This is a genomic window from Okeania hirsuta (assembly GCF_003838195.1).
In the GTDB taxonomy this organism is placed as follows: Bacteria; Cyanobacteriota; Cyanobacteriia; order Cyanobacteriales; family Microcoleaceae; genus Okeania; species Okeania hirsuta.
The window spans coordinates 1-18516 of the sequence record NZ_RCBY01000158.1 but is presented as its reverse complement, the minus strand read 5'-3'; the positions used below and the strand labels follow the sequence as shown (position 1 = coordinate 18516).

Genomic DNA, 18516 nt, shown 5'->3' with positions numbered 1-18516 from the left:
ATTTGCTAACGCAAAGCTCCGAATGGCGCCCTCGCTATATGTAGAGTCTCTGCGTAAGTCCTGATTATAAACATATACTGTATAACCGGATTCTATATGAAATCATCAGCGAAACACACCGAAAATTAAAATCTAGATGGTGCGTTACATTTGATTAACGCACCCTACTGGACTACTACTCCCTACTCCCTACTCCCTCTTTTCTAGACTGCCAGATTTTTTCAGTTCAGATAAATTAGCATTACCCGTGCAAAAGAGGACTGTTGTAATTTCTGCTATTAAAATATCTACTAATATATTGAGAGATTCTTCTGATTCAGCCGCAGCTTGAAGGAATGGCCAAGCTAGCCCACTGAGGTCTGCACCGAGAGCGATCGCTTTTGCCACATCTACCCCATTGCGCAAACCTCCAGAAGCAATGAGCGGAATGTCTGAGTTGAAGGCGCGGATGTCAGTAATACATTTTGCTGTTGGTATACCCCAGTTGCCAAAAGTTTCTCCTAACCTGCGCTGACGTATATCTGTTGCTCGTTCCCCTTCAATTTTTGCCCAAGAAGTTCCTCCTGCCCCAGCTACGTCAATTGCTGCTACTCCAGCATCTATTAATTTTTGAGCCATTGTTCCGGAAATGCCATTACCTACCTCTTTGGCAATGACTGGTACTGGCAATGAGTAGCATAATTTTGATATTTTGTCAAATAATCCACGGAAATTTGTATCGCCTTCAGTTTGAATACACTCTTGCAAAGGATTAAGATGAAGAATCAGAGCATCTGCTTCTAAGATGTCGATCGCTTGTTGGCACTGCTCTATGCCATAATCATAATTTAGTTGAACTGCCCCTAGATTAGCAAATAGGAGAATATCCGGAGCGAGCGATCGCACAGCAAAAGTATCGGCCACTTGAGAATTTTCCACCGCCACTCGTTGTGAACCCACTCCCATTGCTATTTTATATTTTTGAGCAACTTTGGCTAACCGATAATTAATCATTTTTGCTTGTTCAGTGCCACCTGTCATCGAAGATATCAACAATGGCGCACCTAATTGTTTTCCCAGAAAAGTAGTGTTTGTAGTTATTTCGTTGCGATTTAGTTCTGGTAAACAACAATGGGTAAAACGGTAGCGGTCTAAACCATTAGTAATGTTATGAAATTGGACATCTGATTCCAGACAAATTCTGAGATGGTCTGCTTTGCGGTTTTGAGTTTGGGAGTTTGAATTCATCAGTTATATCATGTTCGGTTGAATACTTACACTTTGGAGGAAGGAAGGCAGTAGGCAGTAGGCAGTAGGCAGTAGGGAATATTGGTTCAAGGCCAGAAGTTTTTTATAACTGATTATCCGAAGATGATATTATGTGTTATTTCAAATGTTGGCATTAGTGAAAACATGTATGATATCATGTCCGGATAAGAGCGGGATAGAACACCGTTCCGCACTCCGCGTTAACGTGCGTTGTGCGCCAGGAAACAAAAAACTTTCTCCTTCTATTCCTTATTTCTTCTTCTTTCTTCTCTCCTGACTCCTGACTCCTGACTCCTGACTCCTAAGTAATTAAGATTAATATCATACCCTAATTTACCAACGCCCAAATGTTTATCAAAAAAATCCATTGCCATATCTATTAAAGCGGGGTCAAAAGCTTCACCTCTACCATGATAATGTCCCCAATCAGGTTTTTTTTCTAACTGAACTTCTACGCCTTTTTCTGATAGAGCATCTGCTAATAAAACACTTTGACTCATTGGTACAACATTATCTTTTTCTCCGTGCATAATTAGAAAAGGTGGATCTTGAGCATCAATATAATTAATGGGGTTAGTAAATGCTGCTAATTCTAATTTTTGCGAGACAGGTCCTCCTAATAACTTATGAGTTACTAAAGTATAAATATACCATTCTTTATCTTTATACTTTTCCTCAACAGCAGGAGTAATAGATTCTTCAAAAGCGGGAGGTACTTTCGTAAAGTCTGTAAGTGGATACCATGCACAAACTGCTTGTACGGCACTAGATATTTCTGGATTATTTGTTCCTTCCAATTCTTTTACTCCTGCTGATGTTCCTAATAAAGCACTTAAATGTCCCCCAGAAGAAGGTCCCCAAGCACCAACATTTTTAGGGTCTAGATCGTACTTATCTGCATTTTTTCGCAGCCAACGAACTGCTGTTTTAACATCCTGAATTTGGGCAGGAAATAGTGCTTCATTACTAAATCTATAGCTAATACAAGCCATGGCATAATTTCTCTGTACCACAATTTTTCCAGGGCAATATTCTTTAGTTCCTTGTAACCAACCACCACCATGAATGTAGATTAACAGAGGTAAAGGTTTCTCTGGTTTTGTTTCTGGTAAATATAAATCTAAAAGTAGTGCTTTTTCCTGATTTTGATAATTATAATTTCCATAAACAAGATTTTGTAAAACCTTAACTTCCATCGGTTTTTGCTGACAACTTGTAATTAATAATGTCAGCAACAGTAACAAAAATCTGAGGCGATGAGTCAACCTCCCAAAAACAATAGCCATCTGTTGTATTTTCTCACGAGAAATAATATAAAAATACACCTTAAATTAAAGAGTATTTTCTCTAACATAGCAATCTGTCTAGAGTTTGTCAAAAAACCAGAATAATATCAAATCCCCGTTTAAAAAACAACTTCTAACTTCTGACTTCGTTAAGCTGTTGGAGTCCAAAGTAACTCAAATACTAATAAATAATCAGGGGTAACTTTGCCTAACTCTTTCAAAGTTTGCTTGAAACTTTCTCTATTATTAACTTCAGCAAATAAAGGATAATCATCCTCCGTTCCCAACAACAAAGTCACAATAATATGACGATCTAGTTGCACATTATCATCAACAGTATTAACCTCAAACTTACACCTCTCAGCAAAAGATAACTGCTCAAAAATTCTTTCAGCTTCCTGTCTACTCTCCACGGTTTCCGAACTAGCAACAACATCAGTCCAATATTCCTTCGTTTGCAGCAGGACGATCGCCGACATCAATAATAACTCTACTCTACCTTCTGGGGTATCAATATCGATCTCCTCACTCATTTTTGCTAAGTTAGATTGAATATTATTTGCTGGTGCAACCATTGTTACCTGTAACTTACTCACAGTTACAATATCATTAACCAAATCTTCTGGTATAGTTGCAACTGGCAATGTTTCCTCAATAACTTCCACATATCCTGGTGACTCCTCAATAACTTCTATATATTCATCTTCCTCAGCTACCAATACTTCTCGACGACCGTCAAAAGCAGGAGCGATCGCCATAATTAAAACATAAAAAATACATACCAGCAAAATTCCAATTAAAAGTATAGTGAGAAACATTGGTAAAACTGTTGCGGGTCCATCGTAGTAGCTGTAAACAACTCGTTCGTGGACAGTAGGTTGGTAATAGTAACGGACTCTAGTAGTTGGATGCACATAATAAAATCGATTTGTACCAGGTTGCTCGTAATAATATCGTCTAGTGCTGCTATCAATAAAATAACGTTGCCCATTATCAATATTCATGTAGTAACGTCGTTGGGTTGCTGGTTGTACATAATAAAATCTCCCTGTACCTGCTTCCTGATAATAACGTTCTTGAGTTCCTGGACGGGTATAATAACGTCGTCCGGTAGCAGGTTCCACAGAGTAACGTTTTTTTGTAGTTGGAGCAAACGATCCACTGCGAGTCCGTCCACCAGTGTTGGTGTTATTGGTAGTGGGGCGAGTATTATTGTTTGGTTTGGTATTGTTGCTAGGTTGAGAAAATGAACCACTGCGCTGAGAGTTACTACCGGAAGTGGGAACTGGTTTTGTTGTGGGGCGAGTATTATTGTTTGGTTTGGTATTGTTGCTAGGTTGAGAAAATGAACCACTGCGCTGAGAGTTACTACCGGAAGTGGGAACTGGTTTTGTTGTGGGGCGAGTATTATTGTTTGGTTTGGTATTGTTGCTAGGTTGAGAAAATGAACCACTGCGCTGAGAATTACTACCGGAAGTGGGGACTGGTTTTGTTGTGGGGCGATTGTTATTGGTCGGTTTAACTATATTATTTATGGTAGGTTTGGGTTTTGAGTTACGAGGTTGAGACTGGGAACGGACAGGTTTACTGCGACTGGGGGAACTACTTCTACTTCTACTCGAACTTCCAGAACTACTTCTACTTGAACTTCCAGAACTACTTCTACTCGAACTTCCTCCTCTTCTTCCTGCGTAAGCAATGGAGGTATCTGTATTAATTAATTCGCTGATGTCATTACTATGGGGATTAATACTAACTTCATTAACCAAAAATAATGAGACAATTGTTGCTAAGATTAATTTAGATTTACGCATTTCCTGATTTTTCCTAATTTATCAAAGTAATTGAGTCTAAAATTCTTCCTTTGAAGGTGAAATATTTTTATAATGGGGATTTTGAACAACCCTCCAAAAATAACTTCTAACTTCTGAGTTTTGACTTCTGACTTCGTTAATAGCTAGCCTTTTTCTTAGCAATTTCTCGATTATTTAGATATAAATCAATTCTGTTTTGGGCTACCTCATATTTAGTGTGAGATTCAGGAACTTCTTTCATTAAAACTAAAGCTTGATGCCAAGTTATCGCTACTTCATTCCACTGTGTTTGAGTATTAGCTATTTGATCAAGTTCGGCTGCTTTTGTTGCTAGATTTATTCCCTCTATAAATGGGTCTGAAATAACTTCGGTTGTTTCTATCTTTGTTGAAGTATTTTCGGAGTTAGTAGTAATAGTTGGATTTTCGGGAATATTAGCAGAATTAACCACAAAATTATTAGTTATATGATTTCCTAATGCTCCACTCCCTACAAGAGACAAAATCAAACCAATTATCATCAAGATAAAATTTTTTCTGATTTTTCTCTGACTCCAATTTGTTAGATGAAAAATGACAAAAGCAAAAGGAATAAATAAATAAGCAACACCCCATAATGTGCCTTCACTAAAAGCTTGAACTAAGCCCCATATTCCGCTTACTATTGCTAATATTAGACCTAGAATTAAGAATCCAATTCCTAGAAAAAACATTTTCCCTAAGTATCCTTAACGCAATGTATATTTATATGAGATTTATTTTTTTGTCTGTAATTCTATTTTAGGCTATTGAAAAAAAATATTCTACATTAAAAAAGCGGTTAGCACTCAGCACTCAGCACTCAGCAAGATTATTTTTCTAAAGTTTAGAAGGGGATTTTAATCCAAGCTTAAAAAGCTGATAGCTAGTTAAATATACTGAAATTTACGAAATGGACTAAGTTGTTTAAATACATAGCAGGAAATAGCGGTGCCACCCCGCGTTGGCGACAGATGCAAGCGGTCAGACCCCGCGACGACGCCAGCTCGCTTGCGGAATGCTGACCAAGAGAGGGAATGCTGACCAAGAGAGAGAATAGTGGGAAAAACATTCCCTTGTAATTTGATTCATCATTACTCTATGTCAAATAACAACTTGTTTTTGCTGCTAAATTTATAATATTCAGTTCAAAACGATCTGAAATTAACATCTTTTAGCCGTGTTAATATAATGTATTTCTCAGTGATATTTAAGATATGCAGATGAGAATAAACCACCAATATCAGGTTCACTTGATTAGCGATCGTAAAGTTATATCAAATCCGCCTGAAATTAACATCTTTTAGCCGTGTTAATATAATGTATTTCTCAGTGATATTTAAGATATGCAGATGAGAATAAACCACCAATATTATGAGATTAATTTTAACGACTGCCAGCATTTTTATCTGGAACAGGTGGTTGTTAGTTCTCTTGATGATTTTTTTGTTGTTGAATAATAGCTATTTCAGCTTCAGAAAAACTATCATTTAACTGATTTATTAGTCTTTTATCCTCTCGTAAAAAAGTCATAGTTGTTATGAAAAGTACTACCAACAAAAGAGAATCAAGTTTATTGTCCATAATTTTCTTTCTGGTACTTATAAATATATCAGAAAGAATTTAATGATTTATGCAAACTTAATTATTTTCAGAAATACAATTAAATAAATCTACTTAGAGTATTCATGTGGTAGCATTTTTTCAACTGTGAAAGATTAGTAACTAAGTACAGCAGTAGAAGCAAAGGTCAGGGCAGATATAGAAGCTCTAAAACTTAGGCAATGTAATACTTTTCCTTCTTCCTTATTCCTTCTTCTTTCTTCCTTCTTATCAAACAAATATTTTCATATTATTTTGATAGCTATTTAACTCGTCAATTAAACTGTATAATTATTGAATTTATGCCAACTCATTCAAATTAGCATTCCGCAATTTATTCTCTAGTTCTTACAATAATCCTGCCGAATCTTGAACCATTGTATACAGACTAAGAATTTTTGCTTGTCGAGTATCTTTTCCAGCTTTTGCTAACTGAATATTTCGTTCTAAACTCGCAGCTAATTGTTCTAAGTGCTGTTGAGTAATATCAGAATTTGACCTTTGCTTACTCTTAACTTCTAATAGTTATCTTTGCAAATCCTCCACAGATAATAATGCCTCATTCTTCGGAATGTTTGCGGAGCATTCCGAAACGGAAAGCAATCTCCGTAATCTTGGCGATTACTCCTCTACAGTCGCAATGACAAGTATTTAACCGGACTTGATATTACGCATAAGGTAGGAAAAATTAGGATTTGAGATTGCTTCGTCGTTGTCGGTCGATTCGGACGGAAATACGTTGCAGGTGCGTAAGTCCTATGTATATCACAGTTGAAGGAAAGGGGACGGACATATCAAAAGTTTAAAATTCAGAAAACGCTGGATTTTTAGAGAACTAAATGCTTTCTTCCTTCTTCTATACTTAATCAATGATCCAATAACCATTTTCTCGCCAATATTGTTCTCTTAAAGCTGATTCTAAGTCATCTTCTCGAATCCAACCTTGAAATAATAAAAGCTCACCAATTTTTTGATCACATGAACTCTGAATATCTATTACTTGATTTAATTGATCTTCAGAAATTAATTGTCTGCGGATGAGAATTTCGCCTATTTTCATGATCATATTTCACCTATTTGAGATTGATGTAATTTTCTATAGGCACCCTCATAATTGACGTCATATATTAAGTGTCTATTTATCTTTATACTTAGTAATCAGCTAATTTCTGGAAATTTATGCAAAATTCGATCTAGCTAGGAATAAATCGTAAGAAATTAAAGCACCTGACTATATTATTCATCAACAAAACATGGCAATTTTACAGATATTACTAGTATCGTTTACAAAACTCAACATTTTAGATGTATAGACATTTCCATTCTACTAAACTCACCCAAAGCATTCAAAAAAAATGATCACTTATTTGACAGTTCTTGATAGGGTATCTCGAGAAAATCAGCCACAACATTAGCTAATTTTTTAACTTTTTCAATTTCAGAATCTCTTATTAAAGTGATTTCCAACTGATGATTTCGATTTTCTGCTGGTATACTAACTCTAATCTATAGGATTTATCTCCATCGCTATCTGTGCGACTTTCTAGAATTAATTCTTTGATTTGGGCAATAGAACTACTAAATCTTTTGTTGTTGAAGTCTTCCATTCCTAATTTTTTTTCTGAGGATATTTTCCCAGAAGGAAACATGGTTTTTTCGCCAATGCTACTATTAATTTTTGGAATCTCTGGAATTATGGTTTTAATTAATTGGTCTACATCTTTGAGCAGTAGAATAGCTGCAATGGATAATCCTGTCAATTCTAAGGGTAGTTTTGCTCGCTGAATAAATTTATACCAAATATTTTGTTGAGTCATTTTATCGGGTAAATATCAATTTTGAATAAAGCCAAAATTTTGGGTGCATCTCAATTTTGAATAAAGCCAAAAATTTATCGCTTTTAAGCAACAGGCAACAGGGAATATATAGGGAAAAAGTATTTTTACATATACAAGATACACCCATTTTATCCTAAGTAAATAAATTAAAATAGTAATTTATTGCTCCAGAATTACAAATTCATATTTTCCAGATTTAACATTAGGTTTTACCTGAACTAATACTGGTTTATCTTTCTCGATAAACTGGCGATCGCCTGACTCGCTAAATCTAATTTTTCCTGTTACTCCTTATCTCCACTTTAGGCAACAGACAACAGCTCCGGAAGGCAACAGGGAATATATAGGAAAAAAGTATTTTTACATATACAAGATACACCCATTTTATCCTAAGTAAATAAATTAAAATAGTAATTTATTGCTCCAGAATTACAAATTCATATTTTCCAGATTTAACATTAGGTTTTACCTGAACTAATACTGGTTTATCTTTCTCGATAAACTGGCGATCGCCTGACTCGCTAAATCTAATTTTTCCTGTTACTCCTTCTAGGGAAAAATTGGGATTAGATAAGATTCTTTGTAACTGTTTACGAGAATAATTACCCATCATTTCATCTACAGCTTTAATAATAGTTTTAGTCGCATCATAAGATTTAGCAGTACGCCAATTAATTTCCGCATTCCAAAACTTTTGAGCTGTTTGACTAAATTGGGAGTTAGGGTGACGATGCCAAGGAATAGCAAGAGTTAAATTTGCTCGGTCTGCTTGTTGACCTGCATCTTTTAATACCCTGGGATTATAAATAGAATCTCCACCCAATAATTTCAATCCTTTAGCATTATTAATGATGCCGATAACATTACTCAAAGTTCTGTCTGTAGCTGGAACTAAAAACATTATTTCTGCTCCTCGATTTTGTGCTTCTTCTACACAGTCACTGGCACTAAAATTCCCGGACGAAATATTGCACTTATATACGAATTTTTCTGGCAGTAATTTATTAAATTCTTTAGTTAAAGACTGACTATAAATATTACCAGGTATATAGGCAACTGCTATTTTTTTATCTGCCCAATTTTGTCGTTCCAAATAATTCCATAGAGTTTGAGCTGCTAGATGATCGTTTGGTGCAACTCTCAAGACAAATTTACCGAAATTTTTCAAAAGAATAGAAGTGCTAGTAGGAGAAATTACTACTAATTCTGCTTTGTTATAAATCTCTCCTGCTTGTAAAGTCATATCACTAGAAGAGTGACCAATAACGGCAATAATTTCTTCCTTTGCTACTAAGGTTTGAGCAATTTTTTCGGCAGTTTCTGGCAGATATTCATCATCAGCAATAGTAACTTTTAAAAATTTACCATTGAAACTACCAGAGCAATTTAGTTGATTTTCAGTATCTTTAATAGCCAGAGAAATTTCCGGTAAACCACAATTAAATTCGCTTTGAGCTTGAGCAACTCCTCGCAAAATTTCCTGGGAAATATCTGATTCCTGACTAATAGGAACGCTAACTGCTATTTCTATCTTTTGCCCAATATTAGTATCAGATTTTTGTTGAGCAATTGCATTATTCAAATAAATCAAAGTTTCCGGGTCATTTTTCTTGACTTGGAGAGACTGGCGAAATTGAGCGATCGCCTGAGCAAAGTTACCATTATAAAATTTTTCAATTCCTTCTTCTTTTGCCGGATTTTTCTCGGAAGAAATTAACAACTTTTCCCCCTGACTAATATTTTGTAAAATTGCTGGTTGTATCCCGATAACCTTAGTTTCAGTGAATTGATTTTTAACTAAATTTATCCCCAAAATTACCAATAAAATTCCTGTCGTTAGTCCTAAAGGCAGCTTAAATTTATTGATAACTTTCTGCCATAAATTGGAAGAAATTAACTGCTGCCAACTCAAAGGATGAGACAAAGCTGTTTCTTGAATACAAAGAGTGGGTAACCACATTGCCCCTGGATATTCAGACTCAAAATGTTCTAATCTTTCTCGAGCTATTCTCATAGATTTAAACAGAGATTGATTATTCGCAAATTCTGCAAAAAAATACTCTAAAAATTTAACTGCCACCAGGTCAGGAACAGGTTCTCGCATAACAATAATTCGTGATAAACCAAGCTTCGCTAACTGATTTGCTAAACCCAAACCATCACAGGAATTAAATATTGCCAACTGCAACCCATTATCTATTGCATATCTCAAAGAATTTTTAAATTCTTTAATACTTAATTTATCCCGTTCGTTCAAATAAATCCAACCAATTGAACCATCTTCTTTACTACAACTATGCCCGGCAAAAATCAATATATGATAACCAGGTTCCTCCCGCAAAGTATCAGATAAAATCTCCTGTGTTGGTTGATTTAAAAATCTTACCTCTGCACCCTTTTCTTTTAACTTTTAAATTACTTCTAAATCCAACTGTGTATTAATACCATCACTCTTACCAACTATGGCAATAATTCTTACTTTTGAAGATTTACGAGGCCGTCTAAATCTTCCTTGACCTCTAACTCGGATAGCAATTTCTGTTTGAGGAAAACGAGATTGAAATAAATTCCATTCTTGCCAAGGAATGCGACATAAATTAGGATTTTGAATATCCAAAAATAGACGAATTTCTGAATCAGAATTTCCTAGAGAACTTAACACAGAAATTAATTCATCCCGTACAGGTTGCCAACTACTCTCACCACTATCTAACCATTGATTAAGACTTATTTTAACTTGTTCTTTTTCCTCATTACTAGAATAATTAACTACTGATTGTGGACTAATCCGAGTTGCTACTTTTCTTACATCTTCTAACTGAGAATAAGCTGACTGCCATTGATTAAACGATTTTTCTAATTCCGCAGGTAGACATGGTAAAAAACCATCAATAGGCTCAAAATTAGCACCGATTGAATTTAAAATCACATGAAACCCATTTTCACCACTATCTATAAGTTTAATCTTAATAATTTTAATAGCTTCCATATTTATCTCCGGTCATCTTAAATTTAAGCATTCAGCCATCAGCTATCAGCCATCAGCTATTACTTTTTTTTTAGTTTTATATCATGTTTCCCCTCCGGGGGAGATACGCTAACGGACGGGTCAGTTATAAATAAAATTTAAGGGCTGACAGTACCAAATAAATACTGAAATTATCCATACTATTTTACCGAATAATTAATAATTAATAATTAAATAATTCTGGTTTAAAGCCTCCCCTTTTAAGGGGAAAAAAGAAATAATATTTCCTTATATTCAATCAAGAGCGGTTTTAACCAGAATTATTAATTATTAATAATTAATAATTAATAATTCTGGTTTAAAGCCTCCCCTTTTAAGGGGAAAAAAGAAATAATATTTCCTTATATTCAATTCCGCAACGGTTTTAACCAGAGGTAATTATCAATTATTCATTATCCATTATCCATTAATGAACATATTTCATAAGCATTCCTCCTTTCTTCCCTCCTGACTCCTGATGACTCACAACAGTTATTTATAAGTATTCAACCGTTAGCGTAGCTTCCCCCGGAGGGGGAACATGATATTAGATAAAAGCTTTACTAATTGAGTCAGAATTAAATTTTACTATCAAAACTGCTTTGAAAGTCTATATTAATTAAAATCTTATTATGAGATTTGAGAGCTGATAGCTAATAGCTGTTTGCGCAGCATTCCGCACGAAATAATTACCCTTAAACTACAAAATTTTCCCTAATTATTTGCTCATTTAAACTCATTTCTACAGTAAATTGTTCTTGAGGTTTACAACCAAACTCTAATTGTATCCAATCATCTGCTTCCCTAGCTTCAGTTTCCATGCAAGAATTACCAGATTCATCCAATATTTGCACTCGTAAACCAGCAGGTAAAAATGGAATTTTATTCGTAGTAGAAAGTCGCACACAAATATCTATTTCCTCCTCAAACTTATCCGTTAGTTTTACCGCTAATTCTGTAGCTTGTTCATTTACTCCACTACCCCAATTAATAATTTTCCCACAACTAATACTTAAATCATCCGTTGGAGATTGAGAAATACTATCCCTTGAAACTCTTAAACTTCTTGTAGATGTAGATAGTGACTGTAAACTTTGCCATTCTGCCGGAAAAAAACCTTCAAACCACCGACCTAAATTAACCCATTTTTGACACCAATCAATTTCGTCAATTAAAGCATCCAAAGATTCTATTTGTGTGAGGGGAATAGAATCTTGAAACCCATCAATATTTCTCACAGAAACAAATCCTAATATTTGTACTTGGTTTAAATCCTCCTCAAATTGAACCGCTATATAACCCATGCGGTTGTCAATAACTTCTGGAGGCAAAAATAATTCTTTTTCACCAGGAAATACCGGACGACATTCCACTTTGCCAATATTTGGTAAAACTAAATCAGCCACATTAAATATTGCTCTTGAACCAGGATGCCAACAATCACCTTGATGAATCGCGGTCTGAATACCTAAACACTTTAAATAACTTTGAACTGCCACAACAGCAAGAGTATTTAGGTAAACTTGTTTTCCTTTTTCAGGAGTTGCTTGTTCTGCTGCAAATTGCTCTGCATAACGATGAGCTTCTGCAGTCACAAAAACTTTTAATGCTTGTGAAAAAGTCATACTCATAATTCTTCTCCAAATTGATTAGCGATTTCTCTTAATAATGGAATACATCTGCGCTTCCAGTGGGAATAAACAGTTTGGTTACTGATATTTATACTTCTGGAAATATCGGCTATTTTTTTTGGTGGTTCTGTAAAATTCAACTGAATTGCTAATACTTGACAATTACATTCAGGATGTTTTTTCGGATGAGATGACCTGAGCTTTTCTTCTGGATCGGTCTCAATATATTGCCTCAAATACTCACCTTTTCTTTGACGTTTTGCTTTTTGCAATTCAGCAATTTTCTGTTCTAGTAAACTTAGACTATTAGCTGGTAAAATTTCTCCTAAAGTTGTTGAATTTTCTCCTTCACTACTAATAAGTTTATCCAAACTTTCATATCTATTATCTGGGGTATATAAGTCTTGGATACGCCATTTCAAATAGCCATTAATCCAAACAACAAAACTTCTTTCCCAGGAAGGAGGCCGAGATTCAAAATTTTGAATATTTTTGCAGACCCATTCTAATGTCCGATTAAAAGCCTCCAGATAATCCTGGTGGGACGAACTATATAGTCCAGGGAGTTGTTGAATTAATATCAATAGACGATTAATAGCTTTCTGGCGTTCTAGACTCGGATTTTGATATTGCTTTATTTGGGTAATTAGATTTTGTAATTGGTCCTCCACAGCGATCGCTCTCCTATCACATAAAGTTGAAGATTATGAGTCGAGCTTATCAAAGTTCTAACTATTTTGGCTTAGACCCCATATATAGCAGAAGGAAGAAGGAAGAAAGAAGAAGGAAGAAGGAAAAAGCTTGTGTTATCTGAGTTTTGAGCTTTTGATATGTCAAACACCTTTCCTTCGACTGCCATATATATATCTGTCCTAGATAAGATTTTTATGCAATTTGTTCAAAAATTATTGAAGAAGGAAGAGGGAAGTAACTCAAAAGTCAAAAGTCAAAAGTCAAAAGTCAAAAGTTAAATTTTATCGGCGCAAAACTTTGATGCTACAGTAATTTACCGAATAATTAAGGTAAAAATCCTCTCCTTTTAAGAAGAAACAAGAAAAAATTTTCCTTTGATTCAATCCTCTTCCTTTTAGGGAGAGAGAGGTAATTATCAATTATCCATTATCAATTCTTGAAGGAAGTTATTTAACATTTAAAAGGAGCAAAACTATTTGTGACATCTTTAAAATTAATTGGTATAAGAAAGAAGAAAATAAGTTATAAGTCAAAAGTCAAAAGTTAAAAGTTAGATTTTATCGGTTCAAAACTTTGATGCTACAGTAATTTACGGAAGTTATTTAACATTTAAAGGAGCAAAACTATTTGTGACATCTTTAAAATGAATTGGTATAAGAAAGAAGGGGTTATTTCAGTTATCAGTTGTAAATGTTGTAAATTTTGAAAAAAAGGGAAATGGTAAGCATTAAGCCGTCAGCTATCAGCTATTGCTTTTAGTTGACGATAAAAGCTTTATTAATTATCTTACTAAATTTGTCTTCTATTCCCTATTCCCTATTCCCTGTTGCCTACTATACGTTATACTGATCATATAAGTGTTTCGTAATGGTTTTTTCAGATGGTAGTAGGTACAACAGAAGCAGCTTTTCTCCTAAAGATCTCAACTGCTAGGGTGCGGGTATTACTGAAAGAAGGTCGGATTAAGGGAGCTAATAAAAAAGGACGATCTTGGCTAATTCCTCTTAATAGTCAAGGGATACCAGAAATTATTCCAGGTAGGCGTGGTCCTGATGGTACTTGGAATAAAGGACAACGTACAAGCAAAACAGTTATTCAGATATTGCCTACCGTTATCAATGCTAATCATCAAAACGGCACTTGTTTACCAGCAATTAATATTCAGCAGGGCGATCGCCATCATTTATGCCATGAAGCTGATATTCTCGGACCTTGCAAAATTATCTATCAACCCTCTCAACATAATTCTCATCATACTGAGGAAACAAATTTATGGATTGAAATTCACCCAGAAGTACAAATTACTCATAGAGTATTCTCTGATGTAGATGAAAGTTTCCAAAAATCTATAGAAAGGGATTCAACAATTAATTATTAATTATTAATTATTACCTTTGCTTGAAAACGGATAGGATTGACCGCTTAAGGAAAATTTTTTCTTTTCTCTTGGTCTCATTGATATGGCGAGAAGACCTCACCATCCCTCGACCGCTTTTCTCCTTTAAATGTTAAATAATTTCGGTAGCATCAAAGTTTTGAACTGATAAAATCTAACTTTTGAATGCATGACTTTTGACTTTTGAATTCCGTGAAACGCTATAACTCAAATAAATTTTCATGTTTGAACAATTTACCTACCACAAAATCCCCACTTCCAATGCCACCATTAATTTAGTCAAAGGTGGAAAAGGTTATCCCCTACTACTATTACATGGCTATCCTCAAACTCATATTATGTGGCACAAAGTCGCTCCCGCTCTTGCCCAACACTTCACCGTCATCTGCACAGACTTACGCGGTTATGGCGAGAGTGACAAACCACCCTCCGATCCTCAACATCTCACCTATTCCAAACGAGTGACTGCCCAAGACCAAGTAGAAGTTATGGCAGCTCTAGGTTACTCCAAATTCTTGGCAGCAGGTCACGACCGTGGAGGTAGAGTTCTCCATCGCCTTTTACTCGACCACCCCCACTGTGTGGAAAAAGCAGCAGTTCTCGATATTGTACCAACCAGGAAAATTTTTCAAACTGTCAACCAACAACTGGCGACTGCTTATTCTCACTGGTTTTTTCTGCTCGAACCCTACAATATTCCCGAACGCCTGATCGGTTCTGACCCAGCATTTTATCTTGTCAGCAAACTAAAACAGTGGAGTTATGACCAAGCTGCTTTTACCGAGAATGCTATAGCAGAATACATTCGTTGTTTTAGCGACCCTGCCAGTATTCATGGAACTTGTGAAGACTATCGTGCCGCAGCTAGTATTGATTTGGAACATGATGCAGAAGATATTAACAGTAGAATAGAATGTCCGTTACTTGTGTTGTGGGGAAAGCGCGGGGTGATGGAAAAATGTTATGATGTGCTGGAAACTTGGCGAGAAAGAGCAATAGATGTGCGCGGTCAAGCTTTTCCATGTGGTCACTTTTTGCCAGAGGAAGCTCCAGAGGAAACAACTCAGGCATTACTTGATTTTTTTATTGAGGGAGTAGGGAGTAGGGAGTAGGGAGTAGGGAGTAGGGAACAGAAGAACATCTTGAGCATATTTGTATAGCGCTATATCTAAATACCACACCCAGTACAGGTACTCAGAAAACAATTATTGAACTGATTCTTGAGTCTGTTCAGTTGCAGTAATGGCTTGAAATCGCTCATCTGAATAGAGATGACTAAAATCAGAGTCTTCCTTAGCCGAATCCTTACAGCGCTTTTCAAATTGATGAACCACATCTTCACAGGCAAAAATCGTGTAGGGGCGATTTCCTACGGAATGCTCCGCAAACGCGAATCGCCCCTACTGTAGTTTACCCAAATGAAAATCGCTGTAAGACTTTTGTCTAATAGGAATACCCTCAGCTAGAGTTACAGCGGTTTTCATTTGGGTAAACTACAGTAGGGGCGATTTCCTACGGAATGCTCCGCAAACGCGAATCGCCCCTACTGTAGTTTACCCAAATGAAAATCGCTGTAAGACTTTTGTCTAATTCCACAGCTATTCTGAGATTTGCCAATGCCAAGCTATCTTCTTTTAATTTTGTCTTCTATTCCCTGTTCCCTGTTCCCTAGAACCAAAAATTTTGTACCTCTCCAGCATGGGAATTTCTATATAAAACTGCCACAGGGAAAAACTCAAGGTAAACTTTTGAATATATAAACTCAAATAAATAACATATAATGATACGATTAAAACTGTGGCAATTAGTAATTTTAGCTTTTCCCCTTGTTAGTGTTGTAGCTTTCCTGATGATATCTGCCGGAATGCAAATCAACCAGTGGGGAATAAACTGGATATGGGGCGTATTTATCCTCCTCTTTGTGGGATGGCGTTGGTTACTGGTCAAATGGACGCGACCGGCAGTTGCACAAATGAAAGAGGTAATGGCAAAAGTTAACAAACAAATAGAATTTACTGATGACACGACAACCCTACCCACAAAAAGTGATGCAACTCTCCAGGTAGAAACTGCTCTGCAAGAAATTCTGAAATCATCACGCAACGACCTTCCTCTGTGGGAAGACTGGCAAACATTTTGGCAACGTTGTCAAGCAGTAATAGTTGCTGTTGCTAATACTTACCATCCGGAGGGCAAATATCCTCTGCTCAATATCTACATTCCCCAAGCTTACGGTCTAATTCGAGGTACAGTTGATGATATGAATCGATGGATGCAAAAATTATCTCCAACCTTGAATCAAATAACTGTCGGTCAAGCGTATCAGGGATATGAAATTTATCGCAAATTAGAACCTTCAGCACGGAAACTTTTCCAAGCTTGGGGTTTAGCACAATGGTTTTTTAACCCAGTAACAGCAGCAGCTAAACTAGCAAGTCGGCGTTACAGTGACCAGGCAAACCAACAGTTATTGATGAATTTCAGTCAGATATTACGGGAAGTGGCATTGCGAAATCTTTGCCAGCAGGCGATCGCTCTCTACGGAGGCAAAAACCTAGAATTTTCTGAGTCTGTTATTCCCAGTCCTAGTCTCCCGAAGGCAGAAACTAAAACTCTCGAACAAATTCTCGAACAAGCTCAACCCGCTGAAACTGTAGAGCAAAAACCTGTTAATATTTTGTTGGTGGGGCGCACTGGAGCGGGAAAGAGTAGTTTGATTAATACTCTGTTTCAAGCTGACTGTGCTGAAGTTGATGTATTACCGAGTACCGATAAAATTCAAAATTATCAATGGCAGCAAACTGGAGAGACTCTCAATTTGTGGGATACACCAGGTTACGAACAAGCAAACCGCCCAGACTTGCGGGAACTTGTACTCGACTATGCTGAAACTGCTGATTTATTGTTGCTGGTTACTCCTGCTCTCGACCCGGCGCTACAAATGGATGTAGACTTTCTCCAAGACATAAAAATAGAAATTGCAGATTTGCCTGCTATTGTGATTGTTACCCAAGTTGACCGTTTGCGACCTATCCGAGAATGGCAACCTCCTTATGATTGGGTTTGGGGTAAAGGTGCGAAGGAAAAGTCTATTCGGGAGGCGACTCAATATCGCGCAGAAATATTTGGGGATTTTTGTAATCAAGTTTTGCCTGTGGTTACGGGGGATATTCAAAGTAACAGAGGTGCTTGGAATGTTGATGCTATTTCTATGTCTTTGCTAGAAGCTATTGGTCCTGCTAAACAAATACGTCTGGCTCGGTTTTTGCGCGATCGCGAGGTTCGTACTGTTGCAGCAGCTAAAATTATCGATCGTTACACTTTTCAAATGGCGACTACTCAGGGGTTAACTGCTTTGTTAAAGAGTCCAGTGTTGCAGTTTGTTTCTACTCTGACAACTGGTTCGCCAACTTTAGCTTATTTGTTGGCAGAAAAAATTCCGGTGGAAGAGTTGCCTGTGGTTATTGGTAAGTTACAAATGGCTTACGATTTATTTTCCCTCTTTAGTGGGGATGCAAATTTAGGTAGTTTTGACTTACTGGCACTTTGGCCTTTGTTATTAGAAAATCCTTCTTCACCAGACCGGAATGCTTGGGCATTTGGTCACGCTTTGGTAGAATATTGGATGCAGAATTTGACAGTTGAACAGTTACGGGAAAGGTTTGATAGTTATGTTCAGCAAAGGTAAAAATTATAGCGATAATTAATTCAATTGTTGTAAAAATTTTAGCGAATCAAATTAATTACTTGATTTTGCTTAGGTCTTTATAACTGTTATTTAATTACAGCGGTCGCCTTTATTCGCCACAGAATTATGAAATTTGTATCTTGAAGATTTAGTAAAGATCAGTCTTTATTTATGAAGATTTAATGAAGTTGGCCTAAAACACTTGCAACTTAAATTTTACTGATGTAAAGTTGAATCACTAATATCAAATCCGGTAGCATCGGTATAAAAAAATTAAACCTGATAAATTAAGGGAT

14 protein-coding genes and 1 pseudogene are annotated in these 18516 nt (G+C 36.1%); 3 read left to right on the top strand and 12 right to left on the bottom strand.

Translation table 11 applies throughout. The features are described 5' to 3' along the window. Positions 1-189: 189 nt before the first annotated feature. The 12 genes and pseudogenes from fni to D5R40_RS22165 form a co-directional block, all read right to left on the bottom strand. The gene (fni, locus tag D5R40_RS22210; RefSeq protein WP_124147784.1) at positions 190-1227 is read right to left on the bottom strand and encodes a type 2 isopentenyl-diphosphate Delta-isomerase; all 1038 of its coding nucleotides are present in this window, start codon (positions 1225-1227) and stop codon (positions 190-192) included. A 263-nt stretch (positions 1228-1490) separates the two neighbouring features. Beyond that, positions 1491-2534 carry an alpha/beta hydrolase gene (locus D5R40_RS22205; RefSeq protein WP_124147785.1) on the bottom strand — a complete coding sequence of 348 codons (1044 nt, stop codon included), beginning with the start codon at positions 2532-2534 and terminating at the stop codon, positions 1491-1493. Between the two features lie 149 nt (positions 2535-2683). Continuing rightward, positions 2684-4348 carry a DUF1517 domain-containing protein gene (locus D5R40_RS22200; RefSeq protein ID WP_124155231.1) on the bottom strand — a complete coding sequence of 555 codons (1665 nt, stop codon included), beginning with the start codon at positions 4346-4348 and terminating at the stop codon, positions 2684-2686. Positions 4349-4484: 136 nt separating this feature from the next. Then, entirely contained in the window at positions 4485-5060 is a 576-nt protein-coding gene (locus D5R40_RS22195) for a hypothetical protein (RefSeq protein ID WP_124155230.1), read from the bottom strand. A gap of 730 nt (positions 5061-5790) precedes the next feature. Then, positions 5791-5949, bottom strand: a complete 159-nt coding sequence (locus D5R40_RS35845) for a hypothetical protein (RefSeq protein WP_161564650.1) — start codon at positions 5947-5949, stop codon at positions 5791-5793. Between the two features lie 880 nt (positions 5950-6829). After that, the gene (locus D5R40_RS22190) at positions 6830-7027 is read right to left on the bottom strand and encodes a cyclic di-GMP-binding domain-containing protein, MshE-related (protein ID WP_124146446.1); all 198 of its coding nucleotides are present in this window, start codon (positions 7025-7027) and stop codon (positions 6830-6832) included. A 391-nt stretch (positions 7028-7418) separates the two neighbouring features. Next, entirely contained in the window at positions 7419-7784 is a 366-nt protein-coding gene (locus D5R40_RS22185) for a hypothetical protein (protein WP_124146447.1), read from the bottom strand. Between the two features lie 436 nt (positions 7785-8220). Then, positions 8221-9765, bottom strand: coding sequence for an ABC transporter substrate-binding protein (locus tag D5R40_RS22180; RefSeq protein ID WP_282433657.1), 1545 nt, complete (start codon positions 9763-9765; stop codon positions 8221-8223). Then, positions 9745-10188 (bottom strand): annotated as a pseudogene (locus tag D5R40_RS41365) (CHAT domain-containing protein); the annotation flags it as partial. The pseudogene D5R40_RS41365 and the gene D5R40_RS22180, both read right to left, overlap by 21 nt. A 27-nt stretch (positions 10189-10215) precedes the next feature. Beyond that, positions 10216-10794 (bottom strand): hypothetical protein, encoded by a 579-nt coding sequence (locus tag D5R40_RS22175; RefSeq protein WP_124155228.1) that lies wholly within the window; start codon positions 10792-10794, stop codon positions 10216-10218. Positions 10795-11507: 713 nt separating this feature from the next. Next, entirely contained in the window at positions 11508-12443 is a 936-nt protein-coding gene (locus tag D5R40_RS22170; RefSeq protein WP_124146449.1) for a DUF1822 family protein, read from the bottom strand. Then, on the bottom strand, positions 12440-13114 hold the full coding sequence (locus D5R40_RS22165; RefSeq protein WP_124146450.1) for a hypothetical protein: 675 nt from the start codon (positions 13112-13114) through the stop codon (positions 12440-12442). The genes D5R40_RS22170 and D5R40_RS22165 overlap by 4 nt, the downstream gene beginning before the upstream one ends. A gap of 902 nt (positions 13115-14016) precedes the next feature. On the opposite strand from D5R40_RS22165, the gene D5R40_RS22160 reads away from it, so the two are divergent. From D5R40_RS22160 to D5R40_RS22150, 3 genes are all read left to right on the top strand, one after another. Beyond that, positions 14017-14514, top strand: coding sequence for a helix-turn-helix domain-containing protein (locus D5R40_RS22160; RefSeq protein WP_124146451.1), 498 nt, complete (start codon positions 14017-14019; stop codon positions 14512-14514). A 239-nt stretch (positions 14515-14753) separates the two neighbouring features. Then, a complete protein-coding gene (locus D5R40_RS22155) occupies positions 14754-15644 on the top strand; it encodes an alpha/beta fold hydrolase (protein WP_124146452.1) in 891 nt (296 codons plus the stop codon). A gap of 668 nt (positions 15645-16312) precedes the next feature. Continuing rightward, a complete protein-coding gene (locus tag D5R40_RS22150) occupies positions 16313-18220 on the top strand; it encodes a GTPase family protein (RefSeq protein WP_124146453.1) in 1908 nt (635 codons plus the stop codon). Positions 18221-18516: the final 296 nt, after the last annotated feature.